25 protein-coding genes are annotated in these 17585 nt (G+C 65.9%); 18 read left to right on the forward strand and 7 right to left on the reverse strand.

The window, feature by feature from the left end:
- Positions 1-2 precede the first annotated feature (2 nt).
- Positions 3-401, forward strand: coding sequence for a GTA-gp10 family protein (locus G432_RS23150; protein ID WP_015457784.1), 399 nt, complete (start codon positions 3-5; stop codon positions 399-401).
- Positions 401-532, forward strand: a complete 132-nt coding sequence (locus G432_RS23665; protein WP_187294033.1) for a phage tail assembly chaperone — start codon at positions 401-403, stop codon at positions 530-532. The genes G432_RS23150 and G432_RS23665 overlap by 1 nt, the downstream gene beginning before the upstream one ends.
- 3 nt (positions 533-535) lie before the next feature.
- Here the strand turns inward: G432_RS23665 and G432_RS05260 are convergent, their stop codons facing one another.
- Both G432_RS05260 and G432_RS23670 read right to left on the reverse strand, forming a co-directional pair.
- Entirely contained in the window at positions 536-811 is a 276-nt protein-coding gene (locus G432_RS05260) for a hypothetical protein (RefSeq protein ID WP_015457785.1), read from the reverse strand.
- An 82-nt stretch (positions 812-893) separates the two neighbouring features.
- On the reverse strand, positions 894-1160 hold the full coding sequence (locus G432_RS23670; protein ID WP_187294034.1) for a hypothetical protein: 267 nt from the start codon (positions 1158-1160) through the stop codon (positions 894-896).
- Here G432_RS23670 and G432_RS05265 point away from each other — a divergent pair.
- The 14 genes from G432_RS05265 to G432_RS22035 all read left to right on the forward strand — a co-directional run bounded on the left by G432_RS05265 (position 1143) and on the right by G432_RS22035 (position 13710).
- Entirely contained in the window at positions 1143-2879 is a 1737-nt protein-coding gene (locus G432_RS05265) for a tape measure protein (protein ID WP_187294035.1), read from the forward strand. The two genes, G432_RS23670 and G432_RS05265, sit on opposite strands and share 18 nt — an antisense overlap.
- A gap of 13 nt (positions 2880-2892) precedes the next feature.
- Entirely contained in the window at positions 2893-3492 is a 600-nt protein-coding gene (locus tag G432_RS05270; RefSeq protein ID WP_015457787.1) for a hypothetical protein, read from the forward strand.
- Positions 3489-4118 (forward strand): hypothetical protein, encoded by a 630-nt coding sequence (locus G432_RS05275; RefSeq protein ID WP_015457788.1) that lies wholly within the window; start codon positions 3489-3491, stop codon positions 4116-4118. The genes G432_RS05270 and G432_RS05275 overlap by 4 nt, the downstream gene beginning before the upstream one ends.
- Complete coding sequence (locus G432_RS05280; protein WP_015457789.1) at positions 4115-4543, forward strand: DUF6950 family protein; 429 nt, start codon at positions 4115-4117, stop codon at positions 4541-4543. The genes G432_RS05275 and G432_RS05280 overlap by 4 nt, the downstream gene beginning before the upstream one ends.
- A complete protein-coding gene (locus G432_RS22030) occupies positions 4543-8184 on the forward strand; it encodes a hypothetical protein (RefSeq protein WP_015457790.1) in 3642 nt (1213 codons plus the stop codon). Before G432_RS05280 ends, G432_RS22030 begins: the two co-directional genes overlap by 1 nt.
- A 7-nt stretch (positions 8185-8191) precedes the next feature.
- The gene (locus G432_RS05290) at positions 8192-8584 is read left to right on the forward strand and encodes a hypothetical protein (RefSeq protein ID WP_015457791.1); all 393 of its coding nucleotides are present in this window, start codon (positions 8192-8194) and stop codon (positions 8582-8584) included.
- A gap of 18 nt (positions 8585-8602) precedes the next feature.
- Positions 8603-8803, forward strand: coding sequence for a hypothetical protein (locus G432_RS05295; RefSeq protein ID WP_015457792.1), 201 nt, complete (start codon positions 8603-8605; stop codon positions 8801-8803).
- On the forward strand, positions 8800-9003 hold the full coding sequence (locus G432_RS05300) for a hypothetical protein (RefSeq protein ID WP_015457793.1): 204 nt from the start codon (positions 8800-8802) through the stop codon (positions 9001-9003). Before G432_RS05295 ends, G432_RS05300 begins: the two co-directional genes overlap by 4 nt.
- 15 nt (positions 9004-9018) lie before the next feature.
- On the forward strand, positions 9019-9693 hold the full coding sequence (locus tag G432_RS05305) for a glycoside hydrolase family 19 protein (RefSeq protein ID WP_015457794.1): 675 nt from the start codon (positions 9019-9021) through the stop codon (positions 9691-9693).
- A complete protein-coding gene (locus G432_RS05310; RefSeq protein ID WP_015457795.1) occupies positions 9690-10037 on the forward strand; it encodes a hypothetical protein in 348 nt (115 codons plus the stop codon). Before G432_RS05305 ends, G432_RS05310 begins: the two co-directional genes overlap by 4 nt.
- On the forward strand, positions 10034-10561 hold the full coding sequence (locus G432_RS05315; RefSeq protein WP_015457796.1) for a hypothetical protein: 528 nt from the start codon (positions 10034-10036) through the stop codon (positions 10559-10561). Before G432_RS05310 ends, G432_RS05315 begins: the two co-directional genes overlap by 4 nt.
- Entirely contained in the window at positions 10558-10905 is a 348-nt protein-coding gene (locus G432_RS05320; protein ID WP_144061996.1) for a hypothetical protein, read from the forward strand. Before G432_RS05315 ends, G432_RS05320 begins: the two co-directional genes overlap by 4 nt.
- On the forward strand, positions 10902-12950 hold the full coding sequence (locus tag G432_RS05325; protein WP_041864808.1) for a hypothetical protein: 2049 nt from the start codon (positions 10902-10904) through the stop codon (positions 12948-12950). The genes G432_RS05320 and G432_RS05325 overlap by 4 nt, the downstream gene beginning before the upstream one ends.
- Positions 12951-13236: 286 nt before the next feature.
- Positions 13237-13710, forward strand: a complete 474-nt coding sequence (locus G432_RS22035; RefSeq protein ID WP_015457799.1) for a hypothetical protein — start codon at positions 13237-13239, stop codon at positions 13708-13710.
- Between the two features lie 90 nt (positions 13711-13800).
- Here G432_RS22035 and G432_RS05335 read toward each other — a convergent pair whose 3' ends face one another.
- The 4 genes from G432_RS05335 to G432_RS05350 all read right to left on the reverse strand — a co-directional run bounded on the left by G432_RS05335 (position 13801) and on the right by G432_RS05350 (position 15233).
- Positions 13801-14187, reverse strand: a complete 387-nt coding sequence (locus G432_RS05335; protein WP_015457800.1) for a helix-turn-helix domain-containing protein — start codon at positions 14185-14187, stop codon at positions 13801-13803.
- Positions 14184-14519 (reverse strand): hypothetical protein, encoded by a 336-nt coding sequence (locus G432_RS05340; protein WP_015457801.1) that lies wholly within the window; start codon positions 14517-14519, stop codon positions 14184-14186. The genes G432_RS05335 and G432_RS05340 overlap by 4 nt, the downstream gene beginning before the upstream one ends.
- 244 nt (positions 14520-14763) lie before the next feature.
- Positions 14764-15012 carry a hypothetical protein gene (locus tag G432_RS05345; protein WP_015457802.1) on the reverse strand — a complete coding sequence of 83 codons (249 nt, stop codon included), beginning with the start codon at positions 15010-15012 and terminating at the stop codon, positions 14764-14766.
- 11 nt (positions 15013-15023) lie between these two features.
- Positions 15024-15233, reverse strand: coding sequence for a hypothetical protein (locus G432_RS05350; protein WP_015457803.1), 210 nt, complete (start codon positions 15231-15233; stop codon positions 15024-15026).
- A gap of 653 nt (positions 15234-15886) precedes the next feature.
- Between G432_RS05350 and G432_RS05355 the strand changes: the two genes are divergently transcribed.
- A complete protein-coding gene (locus tag G432_RS05355) occupies positions 15887-16678 on the forward strand; it encodes a hypothetical protein (RefSeq protein ID WP_015457804.1) in 792 nt (263 codons plus the stop codon).
- Here G432_RS05355 and G432_RS24410 read toward each other — a convergent pair.
- Positions 16675-17031 (reverse strand): HGGxSTG domain-containing protein, encoded by a 357-nt coding sequence (locus G432_RS24410; protein WP_443024289.1) that lies wholly within the window; start codon positions 17029-17031, stop codon positions 16675-16677. The genes G432_RS05355 and G432_RS24410 overlap by 4 nt on opposite strands.
- On the opposite strand from G432_RS24410, the gene G432_RS05360 reads away from it, so the two are divergent.
- Positions 16916-17176: a hypothetical protein gene (locus G432_RS05360; protein WP_015457805.1), complete on the forward strand. Its 261-nt coding sequence runs from the start codon at positions 16916-16918 to the stop codon at positions 17174-17176. The two genes, G432_RS24410 and G432_RS05360, sit on opposite strands and share 116 nt — an antisense overlap.
- Positions 17177-17585 lie beyond the last annotated feature (409 nt).

Genomic DNA, 17585 nt, shown 5'->3' on the forward strand with positions numbered 1-17585 from the left:
GCATGGCGGCGAACAGCGAGCGGGGGGAGGTCTCCGTCACCCTCGGCAAGAAAGAGCGGGTGCTGCGGCCCAGCTTCACGGCGATCGTGCTGATCGAGAAGCAGACGGGCCGGTCGCTCCGCGAGCTTGCGGCCATGGCCAATTCGATGACCATGCCGATCGACGTCATGGCGATCGTCGTGGCGGAGCTGGTCCGCGCCGGCGCGGCCAAGGATGATGTGGGCGCGCAGATGGGCGAGGCCGAGAAATGGGGCCAGCTGATCTACGCCGCCGGCATTCCCGTCGTCGCGGCGCGGCTGACGATCGTGCTGACGGCCGCGCTGACCGGCGGGGCGACGGTCGAGGGGGAACTGAAGCCGGTAGCGACGACGGAGACGGAAAGCGCCGCTACCGGCGATTGATGGGCCTCGCCATGGCCGGCTTCGGCTGGTCGCCCGACCAGTTCTGGCGGGCGACCATGCACGAGTTCATGGCGTTCTATGAAGCGCGGGTGGAGCTGAACAGGTCGATGCGGGATCGACAGGGTGCGTGACGATCAGGCGAATCGATGTGAGCAGTGCTTGCAGACCTTCGCCTGATACTGAACGATCTCCGCGCAGTCGGGGCAGCGCTTCGCCTGTTTCGAGGCGAGGCGGCCTTCGTCGGTTTCCAGATAGCTCTGGTAACGGGGAACGACGGCGGCGATCAGAATGCCGATCGGCCCCAGCAGGAAGCCGAGACACCCGTAGCCCAGAGCGTTGCGGTTCTTGTTGCCCGCAATGATGGCCGCGATGACGCCCATCGCAAGCCAGAGGAAAATGAGAAGTTCCATCGGCTGTCCCCCTTGGAGGGATGGCTAGCCTGCCGCCCGTTTTCTTTCAATGAATTGCAGCGGCTCATGAACATCGAGGTAATCAATGGCGGCACGCTCTGACGTCCGGCAGCTGCTGCTGCAGGTCGATGCCAATGTCGAGCTTGCCCGGCGGGCGCTGGACGGGCTGGATCGCGATATCGGCCGCGACACCGCGTCGATGGACCGGAGCCTTGGCCGGATCGATCAGGCATTCGGACGCCTGACGGCCGCCGCTGCGGCTTTCGTGTCGATCCGCGGGCTTTCCTCGCTCGGCCAGCAATTCCTGGGCATTGCCGATCAGTCGAAGCAGATGCAGGCCCAGCTGCAACTCGCCACGGCGCAGCTGGGCAGCTTCGGTCAAGCGCAGAAGGACGTGGAGAGCATTGCCGACGCGACGCGCGCCGGGCTTGGCGAGACAGCCAATCTCTACGGTAATTTCATCCGCGCCGCCGCGGATTCGGGGCGCACGCAGTCGGATGCGGCAAGGGCGACCCAATCGTTCGCGCAGGCCCTCAAGATCGGCGGTGCCAGCGCCGACGAGGCCCGCAGCGCCACGTTGCAATTCGGACAGGCGCTCGCCTCCGGCGTGCTGCGCGGCGACGAGTTCAACTCGATCATGGAAGCGTCACCACGGATCGCGCGCCTGCTGGCCGATAGTCTAGGCGTTCCGATCGGCCAGCTCCGCGAGTTGGCCGAGGAAGGTAAGCTGACCCGCGAAGTGCTGTTCAACGCGCTGCTGGACGGCAATTTGACGAAGGGATTGCAGGGCGAGTTCGACAGGCTGCCGATCACGTTCGCCGATGCGATGACCCAGGTCGAAAACGCGGCGATCACGACCTTCGGCGCGTTCGACCGGGGCGGCCAGTTTTCTACCGCCATCGCCAATTTCGTGTCGGACGGAGCGAGCGACTTCAAGACGCTGGCGGGTGAGGCCGAGGATTTGGGCCGCGATATCCGGGGCACCATCGCCGGCTTGGCAAACGTATGGGACGGCTTCGAAGATGCGGGTGTAGCGGCGATGCGCACCATCAAGCAGGAATATGGTCCGCTCCTCCGTGTCGTCGAAGGTTATATCGAGCGGGCAAAGTTCGCGAACAAGATCGCCGGATATCTGAACCTGCCGGGTGCCGTCGCCGGCGTCATCCTCAATAACCCGCTTATAAAGGACCGCTTCACCGCTGGCCGGGATACCTATGTCGAGGACAGTCTTCGCCGGAGCGTGCTGAGCGATATCTGGGCGGAAGGCATTCCGACATTTCCGAGCGAAAGTGGCGGCGGGAATGGTTCTACGGGTGGCGGCGGTGGTGCGCGCCGCGTATCGACGCGAGCGCGCAAGCTTACCGATGCCGACCTGTCGCCGATGCAGTTGATCCTGCGCGACATCGGCAAGGAAGGGCTGCCGATCGACGCCGGATATCAGAAGGAATTGACCGAGGAATTGACCGCGCTCACCAGCATCGGCACACATGCGGAGCGCATCGCGCAATATGAAGGCGCGGTGGGCAAGTTGCTGTCGGAAGCCGATCAGGACCGGCTGGAGCAGTTCTCGCACTATTTCTCCGAGGACCTGGCCGCCGGCATCGCCAACGCCGTGGTCTATGCCGACAGCCTGGGCGATGCGCTGGAGAACACCTTCAAGCGTGCTGCCGCCGCCCTCCTGGAATCAGGTCTGCTGGAGCTACTGTCACCCGGCAGCGCCGGCGGCGGCACTTGGCGTGGCTTCATCGGCAAGGCCGGATCGATCTTCAGCGGGCTCGGTTTCGCAAATGGCGGTTCGCCGCCGGTGGGTAAGGCCAGCCTGGTAGGCGAACGCGGCCCGGAGCTGTTCATCCCGCGGGTTCCGGGCGTGGTGGTGCCGAACCATATGCTGGGAGACTGGGGCAGCACCGTGCAGGTCCAGCAGAGTTTCAGCGTCAATGCACAGGGTGCCGTGCTCGCGGCCGACCTGATGAGCGAGATGCGATCGATCGGCGTGCGCGCGGCGGCCGGAGGCGCCGCGCTTGCCCAACAGCAGATCGGTCGGCGGAGCCGCCAAGCGCTGCGATAACCGGGGGTCATCAATGTCGATCATGCTTCCCGCCGCGCCCGGTATCCGGGGCGCGGTGCCATCGCTACTGGATTTCGGCGGCGTGCTCACCCCTCCGCTCGGCGGTGCCGCGCAGAAGCTCAACCGGACTGGCGACCGGCACAAGATACTTGTCCGCCTGCCCCCTATGCGATCCGAACCCAAGGGCCGCATCTATGCGGCGCGGCTGCGCCATGCCCAGCGGGAGGGTGCAATCATCCGGTTCCCGCAGGATGGCCTGATCATCGGCAATCCGGGCGCGCCCGTGGTCGACGGCGCGGGACAGGCCGGCATGGTCCTGAACCTGCGCGGCTTCACGGCCGGCTATGTCGTACGCGAGGGGCAGTTCTTCTCCATCATCCACGGCGGCCGCCGCTACCTCTATGCCGCCCGCGCCGACACGGCGGCGGACGAAGACGGCAAGATGGCGCTGCCGATCCTGCCGATGCTCCGCGTCTCGCCATCCGACGGCGCGGTCTGCGAATTCGCGGCGCCCATGATCGAGGGTTTTCTCGACGGCGGGCAGGTCGATTGGGAGCTGCTGCGCCAGCCCTTCATCCAGATCCCCGATTTCACCATCACCGAGGCAGAATGAGCCAGTTCACCCCTGCGGTCGACGCGGCGCTGGCGGCGCCCGTCGCCACGATCTTCGGCGCGCTCCAGATCGAGCTACCCGACTATACGCTTCGCCTGCTGAGCGGGCCGGCGGCGCTCAAGGGCGCGCCGTGGTCGAGCTTCGTCGGCCGCGATCCGACCTTCGGCACCTGGGCGGCCGTCGCCGATATTCGCGATGGCGGCGGGGACGAAGCGCCGCGCATCTCGATTACCCTGTTCCCGGCCAGCGATGCCGCCGCCGCCACCCTTGCCGCGCCGAATATGCAGGGCAGCAAGGTTTCGATCTGGCTGGGCGTGGTCAATCCGCTGACCGGGGAGCCGATCCCCGATCCGGCCCTGATCTTCCTGGGATCGCTGGATGTGCCGCGCCTCGTCTCTGGCACGGGCTCGCGCCAGCTCGAATATGAGGTCGCGTCCGTCTTCGAATGGATGTTCGACGAAGAGGAGGGGCGCCGGCTGGCCGATACCTTCCACCAGTCGATCTGGCCGGGTGAGCTTGGCTTCGCCTTCGTCACCGGGGTGGTCGATCAGGTCTATTGGGGCCGCCAGGCCCCGGTGACGAACCTGTCGTCGATGCCGCCCTCGCTCGCGGCGATCTTCCGGTGAGCGCGGTGATGATCCGCCGCCGCGACGCGGCGCAGGCCACGCTGGATCATTTCAGCGGCCGGCCCTTCGCCTGGGGCGGCAGCGATTGCGCGCGCCTGATTGCCTGGCACCTGCGCAGGCTGGGCTACAAGCCCGGCCTTTCGCGCGGCGGGCCATATAAGTCCGCCCTGGGGGCGCATCGGGCGCTGGCCCGCGCGGGCTTCGCGTCGCTCGATCAATGGCTGGAATGGATGGGGCTGGCCCCGATCCCGCCGGCGGCCGCCATCGTTGGCGATATCGTGAAGGGCACGGGGGATGATGTGTTCGGGGCGCTGGGGGTGTGCCTCGGCAACGGCCGCCTGCTCGGCTATTCGGAAGAAGCGGAGGGCGCGGTGGTGATGCAGGCCATCGATCTTGCCGCCGCCTGGCGCGCGGAGCCGCGCTGATGGCGAAGTTTCTGAAGATCGCCGCAACCGTCGTCGGCGTCGCATCGATCGCGATCGTGACGGCCGGCGCCGGCATCGCGCTGACGAGCGGCCTCGCGCTTTCAACCGGCATCGAGGCCGCATCGCTGGTGTCCCTGTCCACGCTGGCGGCGATCGGCGCGGGGCTGGGTGTCGCCGCCAGCCTGCTTGGGAAAGCGCCAAGCGGCGTGGGCGGAGCCCAGACCTCGTGGCAGTCCGATCCCAATGCCGGCATCCCTTACGTGATGGGGCGGACGGGGACGTCCGGGAACATCATCTATCACCGCGCCTATGGCGGCGATAACAAGATCAAGTCGATCGTCACCGTGCTGTCCGGCGGCGGGCCGATCGATGCGATCGAGGGTCTTTACCTCGACGACGTGCTGCAATCGGTCAATGGCTCCGGCGGACTGACCGGCAGGCTATCCGGCCTGATGTGGCACCGCGCGCAGCTGGGCGCGACGCCATCGACAGCCCTCGCCTCGCCCGAGGGCGCGATGGCCGGCTGGACGAGCGCCCACCGCCTTTCCGGCTACGCGGCATCCGTCCTCACCCTGAAATTTGACGGAAAGGGTGACAAGCAGCTTACCAGTGAGCCCAAGGCGCGGTGGGTGGTGCGCGGCGTCAAGGTCTACGATCCTCGCCTCGACAGCACCTATCCGGGCGGTTCCGGCCCTTGTCGCCCGCTCCAGGAAGCAACCTACGTATATTCGGAAAATCCGTGGCTCCATGCGCTGACGTGGCTGCTGGGACGGTGGCAGAACGGCAAGCGGGTGATCGGCATCGGGGCGCCGATCGACATGATCGACATGGCGGCCTTCGTCGAGGCGGCGTCCATCGCCGATGCGAACGGATGGAAGCTGGGCGGGTCGGTCACATCGCGGCCCGACACGCGCTGGAACGCGCTGAAGGCGATGTGCCAGGCGGGCGGCGGCTGGCCGATCTCGCTGGGGGCGAAGGTGAGCTGCGTAATCAACACGCCGCGCGTCGCCCTCACCACCGTCACTTCCGCCGATCTGGTTGACGATGTGAGCGTGACCGCCACCCAAAGCCGGCGGGATCGGATCAACGGCATCGTGCCGCGCTACCGCTCAGAGGCGCATGGCTGGGATATCGTGCCGGGCGCCGCGATCCGCGTGCCGGCGCATGTGACCTTCGACGGCGACGAGAGGACCCGCGAGGTCGAATATTCGCTGGTCCAGAACGTCAACCAGGCGGCGCAGCTCGCGCGCTACGACATCGAGAACAGTCGCGAGTTCGGCCCGATCGAACTGCCGCTGAAACTGCGGTTCTGGGGCTACAAGCCAGGCGACGTGGTGCGGCTGAACGTGCCCGAGGCCGGCCTCGTCAACCAGGACGTGCTCCTGCTCGACCGCAATCTAAGCCTCCAGAACGGATCGGTGACGCTGACCGCCCGGTCGGAGACCGCCGGCAAGCACCCCTTTGCCCTCGGTCAAACCGGCACGCCGCCCCCCACCGCCGCCGTCTCCGGCCCGGCTCTGGTGCCGACCCCGACCACCGCCGAATGGGCGATCTCCGCGACGACGATCACGGCGACCGGCGACGCGGCGCCCGCTCTGGTGGTGACCGGCGCCAGCGCGACCGAGGGAATCGACTCGATCCTGTTCGAGTATCGCCGATATACGGGATCACAGGGCGACGGCGACGACTGGATCGCCGCGGGCACGGTCGATCCGGCCACCCAGCGCATAACGATCACGTCGGTGACGGCGGCGACGCAATATCAGGTCTCGATCCGCTATCGGCTGCGGGACGAATGGGGCGCCCGCCTGATCCTTGGTCCATCGACGACGGGCGCGCGTCCCGGCGCGTCGAACACGGCGATCGTTTACATCTACCGCCGATCGGCGACCGCCCCGGCGCTGCCCACGGCAAATGCGACCTACACCTTCGCGACGGCGACGCTGACCGGCCTCAACAATGGCTGGTCGACGACGATCCCGGCGCCATCGGGCGGGCAGCCACTCTATGTGGCCGTCGCCAGCGCGGTGAATTCGACCGCGACGGACACGATCGCGCCCGGCGAATGGACGACCCCGGAAATACTCGCGCAGGACGGCACGAGCGGGGCGACGGGCATCAATTCGGCGACCGTCTATCTCTACCAGCGCAACAATACGGGCACCGCCCCGGCGCTGCCGACGACGAACCTGACCTATACCTTCGCCACCGCCGTGCTGAGCGGGGCGCTGAACGGCTGGTCGCAGACAGTGCCGGCGGACAGCGGCGGGCGCTTCCTGCACGTCACCACCGCCACGGCGGCCGCTGCGGCTGCGACCGACAATATCCTTTCCACCGAATGGGCGGCCGTGCGGACCATGGCGAAGGATGGCAGCGACGGATCGGACGCCATCAACAATGTGAACCGGGTTCGGAACAGCCAGTTCGAGCGGGACGCGATTGGCTTCGGGATCAGTGTTTCGGGCCTGACGGCGACCGTCAGTCCCTTCACGATCGAGGGGGGGATCAAGCAATACCGGGCGAGTTACACCGCCACGGCGGCCGGCCAACGGCTCAATATGTATGAGCATCCGGCCTATGCGGTGGCGGTTAAGCCAGGCGAGCGCCTCGCCGTCCAGTGCAATATCCGCGCGAACGGCCCCATCGACCGAACGGAGCTGCAGATCTGGTATCGCGACGAGGCCGATGTGAATTTTGGCCAGACAACTCTGGCACTGCTGACGGGCCAGCGGGCCTACAATACGCCGATGCAGGGCTTTGCCCTTGTGCCGGCCGGGGCGGTGCGAGCCTTCATTCACGTCAGCAGCTACACCAACGCCGCAGGGACCGGGATCAACGCTATCGCGCAACCGATGATATCGTCGGCGACCGCCTCTCAGACGCTGTTTCCGCCCTTCACCGCCGGCCCGGTCGACGGGGAGGATGGGAGCCCTGGCGCGCCGGGCACGGACGGCGTGACGATATCCGCGAGCCCGCCCTCGATCATCGTCCAGGCCGATCGCGACGGCGGCGTCTATAGCGGCCAGTTCCCGGCCACGGCCCAGATCACGGTGCTGGACGGGAACGCAAACGTCACCGAAAGTTGCACCTTCAGCAGCTCTACCGGCGGGGGCGCGACCGGCAGCGTCAGCAATGCCGCCGGCACGAAGGGGCTGGTGACGGCCACGTCGCTGCCGAGCCCCAACATCGCCGGCTATATCATGGTGACCGTGACCTACGGCGCCAAGACGCTGACCCTGCGCATGAACGTGTCGAAGGTGCGCGACGGCACGAACCCATCGGCCGCCTATCCGGCGGTGCCGGTCGGGCTGACGACGACGGCCTATCCGAATCCTATCCCGCTCGACGGCGGGCAGACGCTGACCGTCTGGGCCGTGCTCGACGGGATCAACCCGACCGGCGGCGGCACAATGTCCGGATCGCTGCAATATAGCCTGGACGGAGGCAGCAGCTGGAACGCGATGGGCGGCACCGCATCCGGTTCGGCGACCTTTGCCGTGGGCGAGCCGGCCTCGGTCCATCTCAACGGGACCTATACGGCACCGTCCGGTGGCGCGACCGTGACGGTGCGCTTCATCGGCTCGAAGGTGGGTGCCGGCAATATCACCATCTCGTCCCGTTCCTACATGCAGCCCAAGTGAGGCCCCGATGCCCTGGATCATAATCGATGCGGAGACGAAGGCGCTCGTCTCCGGCCCGCATGCCGACGCGCCCGAGGTGGACGAGGGGCGCGAATCGTGGCCCGCGCCGCCTGAGTTTCCGGCGCTGATGTTCTGGGACCCCGTGGCGCTGGCCTTCCGCGACATCGTGCCGCTGACGGGCCGCATCCTATCCCCGCTCGCCTACCAGCGGCGGTTCACCCAGACGGAGCGGATAGCGATCCGCGGATCAGCGGATCCTGCGGTGATCGACTGGCACGCGCTGGCGATGATCGCGACCGAGATCGACCTGACCGACCCGGATGTCGTCGCCGGGACCAACTACCTCGAAGCCATTGGGCTGATCGGCGCGGGCCGCGCGGCCGAAATCCTCACGATCTGAGTGAAAGGACCGGAATAGGTGCCACCCGAATTGATCACCGCATTCGGCCAATTCGGGCCGCTCGGGCTCATGATCTGGTATCTCGTCTGGCGGGAGCGGACGGGCGCGGAGAAGCGCGACCAGATCGAGCGTGAGCGGATCGAATCCGATAAGGCGCTGGCTTCCGCCCTGACCGCCCTGACCGTCACCATCAACAATATGGACCGGAGGGCGCCGTGACGCCCCCGGCGCGGCTGGCGGCGATCCGCGCCGTGCGCACGGCCGCCCATGACCTCGCCGCCGCCTGCGCCCTGCTGCTGGCAGGCCAGCGCTGCGGCTGCCGCGCGGACGATCTGATCCGCTCATCCTTCCCGGTCGATCCGGCGACGCCGCCGGACATGATCGAAACCCTAGCGCGGATCGACAAGGCCGCGTCCTAACCCAAGGAAATCGCGATGATCGACTGGAAACGCGCCCAGCAGCGGCTGGGCGTGGCCGCCGACGGCGTGCCCGGACCCATCACCATGACGGCGCTGCTGGCCTTCGTCGCCGGCCGTGCCGCGGATGACGCGATCCGCGCCATGGGCGCGATGCTCGCCAAGCAGGCTGCTGGCTATGGCATGACGACGCCCGAGCGGCTGGCCGAATTCGTTGCGCAGATCTGCAACGAGACGGGCGGGTTCCGGCGGTTCGTCGAGAACCTCAACTATTCGGCGGAGGCTATCCAGCGGACCTGGCCGAGCCGGTTTCCGACGCTGGCGAGCGCGGCGCCCTTCGCCCGTAACCCCGAGAAGCTCGCCAATCGGGTCTATGACCGTGCTTCCGAGGGCAACACACAGCCGGGCGACGGCTGGCGCTATCGCGGTCGCGGCGCGCTGCAGCTGACCTTCCGGGGCAATTATCGCCGGTTCGGCCAGGCGCTCGGCCTGCCGCTGGAGGATGCGCCGGATCTGGCGGCCAACCCGGCCACGTCGGTGCTGATCGCGCTCCATTTCTGGCGGCTGGGCAAGGTCAACGACGCGGTGGACGCCCACGACTACCGCCGCGCCCGGAGGATCGCCAATGGCGGCTATATCGGCCTGGAGGAGGTCGCCCGCCTGCGTGTCCGGGCGCTGGGGGTGCTGGCATGAGGCGCCATCGCCTGGCGGCCGGCCTGTTCGCGCTGGCGGCGCTCGTCGGCTGCAATCCGCCCACCGCCAAGGACGGCTATCGCTTTGAGCGGGCCGAATGGTCGAACAGCCAGCTGCGGGTGACGCTGGTGCTGCATCCTTCGATCGAGGACCTGGACCGCGAGGGCCGCCGCGCCGGGGCGATCATCACCCAAGAGGAGGCGATACAGGCCTGGAGCCTGATCGACGCGCACGGCAACTGCACGATTCACATCGTCGATCCGGCCCGCCTCTACCTCCCCGAGTTCATCGGCCACGAGCTGGCGCATTGCGCCTTCGGCCGCTTCCATGGAGCCCGGTCATGATCCCGCTTCCCAGCGCCCTGCGCGCCGCTCTACCGATCGGGGCCGCCCTGCTGCTGATCGGCGCCTATGCCTATGGCCGATCGGACGGCCGCCGGCTGGCGGAGGGGCATGCCATCGCCGCGATCGAGCGCGTCAAGGCGGCCGCCCTCGCCACGGCCGACGCGGTGCGGACCAAGACGGCCGCCGCCCACGCCGCCGATCGCGCGCGCGCCCGCGCCGCCGAACAGCGCGCCGCCGCCATCAACCAGGAGGTATCGAATGATTATCAGGCTCGCCTTGCCGATGCTCGCGCTCGCTATGACCGCCTGCTCGCGGACGCCGCCGCCCGCCCCGCTGCCAGTGGTGGCGCAGGAGCGGGTCTGCCCGGCCTTCCCGGTGCCGCCGGCAGACCTGATGCAGCGGCCGGGCAAGATAGATTTCCTCCCGCCGACGCGCTGACGGCGACCGAGCAGGCCCTCCAGCTGGACGCGCTGATCCGGTGGGTGGAGGCGCAGATCGCCGCCGCGAAGGCGGATGGCCGATGATGGCAGCCGCACCGGAGTGCCCGCATTGCGGCGGGCCGCTCACCCCGCCTCCTCCGGTGGACCTGGGTGACGTGACGATCGACCGGGCCGTCAAGCGCATCATCTGGCGCGGCCGGACGCTCCGGCTTGCCCCGACCCTGTATTCGATCGTCGACCAGCTGGTGGCCGCGCGCGGCCGGCTCGTCGCGTCGTGGGCGCTGATGCGTAATGCCGGCTATCGTGGCGACGATCCCGCCGGAAACCTCAAGGTCCATCTGTGGCGCCTTCGCAAGATCGCCCCCGACCTTCCCATCTACGTTGACGCCGATATCGGCTGCGCCTGGCGCGTGGAGACCAATCAATGATGCTGAGCCCCAATGCTCTCTCGATCACCGCCTGCGCGCTGCGGAACCGGCCGGCGGGTGCGCCGCCGGTAGATCCGGGTGATCCGATCGATCCGGTATTCACGCCGGCCTATGTCGACGATTTCGAGACGCCGGGGCCATTGCTCGGCCGGGCGAACTGGGAGCAGCTAAACACGAGCCTGAACTGGCAGGCTATCGGCGGCACGTCGCGCATGCTCACGAACTTCGGCGCGGCATCGGTGGTGCTCTTCGGCCCGCCCGAGGGCTTCGGCGGCGATGTGATGTTCCGGGTGGGCTATAACACCAACGCGGCCGACCCCGGCGGGCAGGCGTTCACGACGGTCGTGAGCTATCGCCTGTGGGAGATCGACGAGAGCAATTATCTTCAGATCGCCGTTGATCCCTCGCTGAAGCGCATCACGGTCGGCGGCATGGTGGCCGGGGCTTCGGTGTCGCCGCCACGCTGGAACGACGTGCCGGTGAACTTCGACGAGCGGGGCGATCTGGCCGTGCTGCTGGGCGCTGACGGCACGATCCGCATCGCGATCAACGGCCGGTGGCTCAAGGGCTTCGCGATCAATCCGCAACCCCGCGACGTGGGCGACTATTCGGCGATCTTCCCGCCGGCAGCCCGCGCCGGCCGGGTCGGCATCCGATCGGGCACGCGCGCTTATGCGGTGGCCGATTATATCGAGGTCGATGTTGCCGGCGTGACGATCGATCGTGTGCCGGGCTTCGTCCGCCGCCATGGCAAGGATGCGACACAGGGAAGCGTGCCGATCCGGGGCAAGTATCTCGGCGTGCCGGAGCGGATCGCCTACCGCATCCTCAACGATGCCGGCGTGCCGCAGGGCGCGTGGCAGCTGGTCGCCGATCCCGCCTTCACCGCCGGGCGCTGGACCGGCACCGCCACGATTCCCGTGGGTGGCCCTTGGACCATCGAAATCGCCTACCAGCAGGCCGGCGGCAAATGGTTCCGCACCTGGTCGACCCGCATCCTTTGCGGGATCTTCGCGCTCTATTACGGGCAGTCGAACGCGGTCGGGCGCGGCGATCGAAGCTGGACGGGCACGACGCCCAACATTCAGGCCGCCTCCTACGCGAAAGACGGCGTGGACGTGCTCCCGATGTGGGCCGGCGACGAGTGGCCCCTGACGAAGATGGCGATGCACGAACTGGCCAACCGGCTATCCGCCCTGACGGGCCTGCCGGTCGGTGTCGCCGCCACCGGATATCCTGCGGTGGGTCTCGATTATCTGAAGCCGGGCGCCCCCGGCTGGTCCACGTTCACGACCTTCGTCGACATGATGGGAGCGCCGGAGGTGGTGCTGTGGGATCAGGGCGAGGCGGACGGCGACAGCACCATGCCTTACCCGTCCACCTACGCCACCCGCTTCATCAACGATCTTGTCGGCCCGATCCGCACCTACCTCAACAACCCGACCCTGCCGGTGCTGCCGATCATCCTCGGCAAATTCGTCAACGGGACCCCGCCCAACGGGATCGAGACCGGCCTCTCGTCGTCGCAGCGGAACCTTCTGGCGCGGTCGGTCCTCTCGACCGAGACGATGGACCCGAACGTGCATGTCATGAGCTGGGGCGGCGGCCGCGAGCATGCGGACGGCTACCACTATACCGGCGCGGGCTATACCGAGGCGTCCCGGCGCGAGGCGTATACGGTCGCCCGCTATGTCTATGGCGTGAATTGCCCGGACGGAGCCGGCCCGCGCGTGGTCGCCGCCACGCGGGCGGGAGCGGTCATCACCCTGTCGCTCGATATGCGCGGCTTCACCGGGCTCACCGGCACCGCGATCAAGGGCTATGAGGTCTCGGCCAACAACTTCGCGACGACCTTGCCCACCACCAGCGTTGAAGTGTCCGGCAACACGATCGTCATCACGCTGGCGGCCGACCCCGGCGGCCCCGTCAAGGTCCGCAGCTATTACGGCTGGACCTATGACGATAGCTCGATGGCGGGAGGCATCGCCCCCGGCGTCGATCCAATCCCGGTCCTGCCGATCTTCGACCCGCTCACGGCCGCTTGAGTGTCAGGGCTGGACCCCGTCGCCCTCAATGTGATCGCATGGTAAGACTGGCCGGCCACGGGCCGGCGCAGTTTCACCAGCGATTTTCGTAGCAGTCGTCGCATCTCTCAAGTCTATTGCCCGTGCGGATGCTCGCTTCGTGACATTCGGGGCAACCTAGGCGACGCCTAAAACTGAACAGACGGCGAAATATACCGATCACTACTGCCATGCCCGCCTCCCCCGGCCGGATATATCAACCGGGTGCGTAACGTCCGAATAAATCGCGGCGGTCGACGGGACCGGCATGGTCGACCTGCGATCCCCGGAAAATCTCGATATCCGGTTCGGGCTGGACGGCACCCAGGGCAGCACCGTCTATTTTTCCGACGAGCGACATCTATCGGTGACGAATCCCGGCGGCCAGCGCGCGCGAGGCGAAGCGGATGCGCCCTATTACAAGCGGTTTCTGCATCAGGTGCTCGGCACCGCCGATGCCGGCGTGCCATCGTTCCCGACGCCGCCGGGCATCACCGGCACAGCCCAGGTGGGTCAGGTGCTCACCCTCAACCTGGGCGCGGACCCCGATGCGGGGCTTGTCACCCAGGTCGAATGGCTGCGCGACGGCGTGGCTGGGCCTGTCGCGACCCTGCCGGAGCTCTGGAAATACACCCCGGTTGCAGCCGACGTCGGCAAGGCGATTACCGCCCGCGTGACGCGCCAAGGGCCGGGTGGTGCGGTGACGGCCACGTCGGCGCCAACGGCTGTGGTGGGAAGTTGACCGAATAGTCTCCGGGCGACGTCAATTCTGTGTCTGGGCAGTTGCGCGCCCCTCAGATTCGGGAGATTGAGGTCGTCTTCGACCAGGCCTTCAAGCTTCGTCACCCGCCCACTCGATATCCACGTCGATCCCTTCGGCCTCCAGCGCATCCGCTGCCCATGCGATCATCATTGCGTGGGCACCGAGCGGCAGGCTGCGCGCATGTGGGCTGCGATCCTGTTCAGCCTGCGTGCGATAGCGCCACAGTAGGACCGGCCCTTTCGCTACCCTATCCGTGGCGAACGTTACCAGCTCGTCAACCGCTAGCCCCATGGCGTCTTCCAGAGACTCCAGCGCGCCCGACGCGTCGGCCGGGATCGGCGTGGCTCCCGACTGCCAGCGCCGCACCGTGCGGTCCTGGACGCCGCACAGGGCCGCCGTCTCATCGACGGACAGCCCCAGCGAACGGCGGCGAGTATCGAACTCGGCCGGGCTCACTCTTCGTCCTCGGCGCCCTGGGCCAGCATCTCGGCATAGGCCTCGTCGGTGATCGCCTCGCAGTGACCGCGAAAGCGCGGGCTCAGCACGATGGCGGTGAAGATTTCATCTTCGGCCTGTTTCCGGTCGGAGTTGGTCGAAAAGAAGGTGGTCATTTCCCAGCCCCGGTTCGCGACCTGCTGGCGGGTCCAGAGCGTGAAACCCCCGTCATCATCCTGACGAACGTCGTACTCGCGGCTGTCGCTGGTCAGAATTTCGTGAGCGGCTTCGGTGAGCGTCAGGCCCTGCGCCTGGACTTCGCCTTCGCCGGAAAGGATCGTGTAGGTGGTCATCTCAACTTCTCCCTCTGGAGTTCGACCGGCCCATCGCCCGTCGTTGGAACCTTATATGTCCGCTTTCCGGACACTGCAACAACTATTTTTCATCCGCCGCCGGATATCCCTGCCCAGGAGGAATCAGTGTCATGTCACGACACTCCGGATTGTCCGGAGAACCGATATTTTTTAATGTCGTTGCCGGTTAGAGGAGGGCACGGTGGCGGCCACTTCAGCGCCCACGGCTGTGGTGGTCGCGCCGTCATGACGCGCTCGTGACGCCGATGTGCGGGAACGGTTGGCCGGCGGCCTCCGGCCCATAGACATCGAGCCCCGCGAACCGACGACTTATCCGTTGGGCGACCTCATCCTTGGCCTGATCCCGCTCCAGCCGATCCTTGGACCGAAGCCGCTGGATCAAATAGGGCGGCATCTGCCCGATCTCGTATCGGACCATGATTTCCACCTCCAACTGGGACCACAGGCGGGTGTTGTGTTTTTCGCGCTCCATGCTCCCGCTCCTCAATTCGGCAGGGCCGGGCGGCAGTCGAACTCGACCAGCGCGGCGCCGATGCGATACCAGGCATGGACGGCATCGGTTCGGCCGGCATCGCGCGCGGCGACCAGGGCGGCCATGATCGCATCGCCTACCCCATCGCCATGCTGCTCGACCATCGCGAGCAACTGCGCCCATGCTTCGGCTGTTGCCTCGTAGGCGGGTTCCGTTGTCATGCTTCCCTCGAATCATCCATGGCGATGCGCCATTGTGTTCTCTTTATGTTCCATTGCCAATGGCGTCGCGGGAAGGCGCGGAAGGCTTGGTCATCCGGCCAGCAGGGGTAGATTTTAGATGCATGGTATAATCCATGGTATCGAGCGCACTTCCCCATGGAAATAACACGAAAAAACAACGCCATGAGTATCTTGATATGGCGGGCTCCGTCTCCGCCACCATACCTTGATTTTGCTAGATATTTTTCCACCGAGACCATCTGTTCCCATAAACGCTCCCCGATAGCGCGATTGCTTGAAGCCGGACGCCACGGGACAAATCGGCTTCCAATGCAGCGCGGGCATCTGCGCCAACCGCTCGCCAATCCGGATCAAATTAGACCGCAAATCCGACGATCCAGTTCGGGCCGCATTCCCGGTCCCGCTGGCTGAATAAATGTCCCCACACCGTACGCGACAAATCGCAGCCCCAAAGCCAGCAAATCCGAGCCATTCGATAGATGGCAAGTTCTCCGTCGAAAATGACGGGCAACGGGCGAGCGACTAAAAGCGTCGAAACCTAGTGATGCGAGCCAGTCATTTCCGATTTTGCAGGAGCCGTTGCCCGTAGCTTGTCCACGCCATAGTATCGTGGGCACTACAGGGGGAATCACATGGAACGGGGCATTCTCGCAACGCTGATATTCGCGGTCGCGTCTATCAGCGCACCGGCAATGGCTGCGGAATACGTTTTGGACGCGACCGCCAAGCCTGAGCAAACTTCACGTTTTGAAGATGGCCGGGAAGGCGTGGACGATGCGACGCAGACAAGTTCCGTCCGCATCTTGGAGCCTCGGCAGCAGACTCCCAAGCAAGGCGGGTTCCGCATCTATGTCGTGAACAACAGCGGAAAGCCGTTCAATTTCGGACCCGAAAGCGTCACGGTCAAATTGCAAGACGGCACCTCCATTGCGATGCTCACCTATCAGGACTTGCTCAAGCAAGAGAAGCGTCGGGAAGCATGGCAAGCACTCGCGGTCGGACTGGCCGCCGCTGGCCGAAACATGCAGGCAAGCCAAGCCGGTTATAGCTATGGTTCGGCGACCTACACCGGGAATACCTACGGGTCTTTCGGGTCCACGCCATACACCGCCAACAGCTACGGGACGGCGACCTATTCGGGCTACAATGCTGGCGCTGCCTTTGCTGCGCAGTCGGTCGCCAATGAGCAAAACCAGCGCGACCTACAGGCGATGCAATTGGGCCAAGCCGCAAGGCGCGAGGACTTGGCTCAGATTATGAAAATGACCACCGTTGATCCTGGGCAGGCCTTTGGGGGCATCGTCCAGTATATGATTCCATCGACGGTTCGGTCCAGCAAGGCACCAGTGCCGATCACCATAGAGGTGCGAACCGGGAATGAGGTTCACACCTTCCAAGCAACGCTAGCGAAATACAAAGGTTAGGCGCGGGGCACTTCCCGCACCAGCCGTGCAATCTCCCGCACGTATCGCGCCGCTGCCATCGCCTCGGCTGACCGCGCGCCGTGTTTCCGGGCGTTCCTATTCCCTTCCGGCGCACCCGGATTGGTGCCCCCCTGCATACGGCACCGCTTCCGCCCCTTCACGGCTGGGGATTGGCACTCCGTTCCCGAACGGATCCGCGCCAAGCAGCGCGGGGCCGATGCCAGCCGCTCCGGTTGCATGGGATTGATCGTCAATTTTTCCATTTCCCCTCCCCCCGGTGTGAACATTCTCGGCAATGAGAGCCTGCCCGCCCTCATCCTTGTATGCTGTGTTGCTCTGTTCGCGGCGCTCATCTTCTTCGTGAAAGAGTGGAATTCAGGCTTCGGCCCGGCTGCGACGATCTTCCTTTACGGGAACTTCCTCTTCACGCTCATCATGATCGTGAAGCGCTCGCATGTGCTGTTTCAAAGCGAGTACGGGGAGCATACCGCCCGCTAAGGCGGAGTGAGTGCCCGCCTACGCGGACTATAAGGCACTGATATACAGTGACTTTGACGATGTGGCGATCGTCTACCACCTTCGCCACCACATAAGGATTGAACTAGCCCCCGGCTGTTGTCGTTCATGCGTCAACCCGATTGTTCCATTTGGCCGCGACGGTCGCGTTGAACGATGACGCCCCAAGGCCGCGAACGAACGGTGTGTATTTCGCCGCCAGCGCCTTCAATTCGACAGTCCGGTCAAGTTTGGCATTCGCTTCGGGCTTTCACCGCCTCAATGCTTCTCATGTTGCCAGGCGACGCGACGGCAAGTCCGAGAGGAAACCACGGACTATGACAAAGAACTGCGACGATTTCGAAAGTCGCCATCGCCTTGCGAATGGCAGCAAGGCCGTCCTTCTCTTTGG

Origin of the sequence: Sphingomonas sp. MM-1 (genome assembly GCF_000347675.2) — a bacterium.
Taxonomy (GTDB): domain Bacteria; phylum Pseudomonadota; class Alphaproteobacteria; order Sphingomonadales; family Sphingomonadaceae; genus Sphingomonas_E; species Sphingomonas_E fennica.

Bases quoted from the DNA above. Each gene is read 5' to 3' on its own strand.
- G432_RS23150 (WP_015457784.1), top strand. From the start codon at position 3: ATGGCGGCGAACAGCGAGCGGGGGGAGGTCTCCGTCACCCTCGGCAAG.
- G432_RS23665 (WP_187294033.1), top strand. From the start codon at position 401: ATGGGCCTCGCCATGGCCGGCTTCGGCTGGTCGCCCGACCAGTTCTGG.
- G432_RS05260 (WP_015457785.1), bottom strand. From the start codon at position 811: ATGGAACTTCTCATTTTCCTCTGGCTTGCGATGGGCGTCATCGCGGCC.
- G432_RS05265 (WP_187294035.1), top strand. From the start codon at position 1,143: ATGCAGGCCCAGCTGCAACTCGCCACGGCGCAGCTGGGCAGCTTCGGT.
- G432_RS05270 (WP_015457787.1), top strand. From the start codon at position 2,893: ATGTCGATCATGCTTCCCGCCGCGCCCGGTATCCGGGGCGCGGTGCCA.
- G432_RS05275 (WP_015457788.1), top strand. From the start codon at position 3,489: ATGAGCCAGTTCACCCCTGCGGTCGACGCGGCGCTGGCGGCGCCCGTC.
- G432_RS22030 (WP_015457790.1), top strand. From the start codon at position 4,543: ATGGCGAAGTTTCTGAAGATCGCCGCAACCGTCGTCGGCGTCGCATCG.
- G432_RS05290 (WP_015457791.1), top strand. From the start codon at position 8,192: ATGCCCTGGATCATAATCGATGCGGAGACGAAGGCGCTCGTCTCCGGC.
- G432_RS05305 (WP_015457794.1), top strand. From the start codon at position 9,019: ATGATCGACTGGAAACGCGCCCAGCAGCGGCTGGGCGTGGCCGCCGAC.
- G432_RS05310 (WP_015457795.1), top strand. From the start codon at position 9,690: ATGAGGCGCCATCGCCTGGCGGCCGGCCTGTTCGCGCTGGCGGCGCTC.
- G432_RS05315 (WP_015457796.1), top strand. From the start codon at position 10,034: ATGATCCCGCTTCCCAGCGCCCTGCGCGCCGCTCTACCGATCGGGGCC.
- G432_RS05320 (WP_144061996.1), top strand. From the start codon at position 10,558: ATGATGGCAGCCGCACCGGAGTGCCCGCATTGCGGCGGGCCGCTCACC.
- G432_RS05325 (WP_041864808.1), top strand. From the start codon at position 10,902: ATGATGCTGAGCCCCAATGCTCTCTCGATCACCGCCTGCGCGCTGCGG.
- G432_RS22035 (WP_015457799.1), top strand. From the start codon at position 13,237: ATGGTCGACCTGCGATCCCCGGAAAATCTCGATATCCGGTTCGGGCTG.
- G432_RS05340 (WP_015457801.1), bottom strand. From the start codon at position 14,519: ATGACCACCTACACGATCCTTTCCGGCGAAGGCGAAGTCCAGGCGCAG.
- G432_RS05345 (WP_015457802.1), bottom strand. From the start codon at position 15,012: ATGGAGCGCGAAAAACACAACACCCGCCTGTGGTCCCAGTTGGAGGTG.
- G432_RS05350 (WP_015457803.1), bottom strand. From the start codon at position 15,233: ATGACAACGGAACCCGCCTACGAGGCAACAGCCGAAGCATGGGCGCAG.
- G432_RS05355 (WP_015457804.1), top strand. From the start codon at position 15,887: ATGGAACGGGGCATTCTCGCAACGCTGATATTCGCGGTCGCGTCTATC.
- G432_RS05360 (WP_015457805.1), top strand. From the start codon at position 16,916: ATGGGATTGATCGTCAATTTTTCCATTTCCCCTCCCCCCGGTGTGAAC.
- G432_RS24410 (WP_443024289.1), bottom strand. From the start codon at position 17,031: ATGAGCGCCGCGAACAGAGCAACACAGCATACAAGGATGAGGGCGGGC.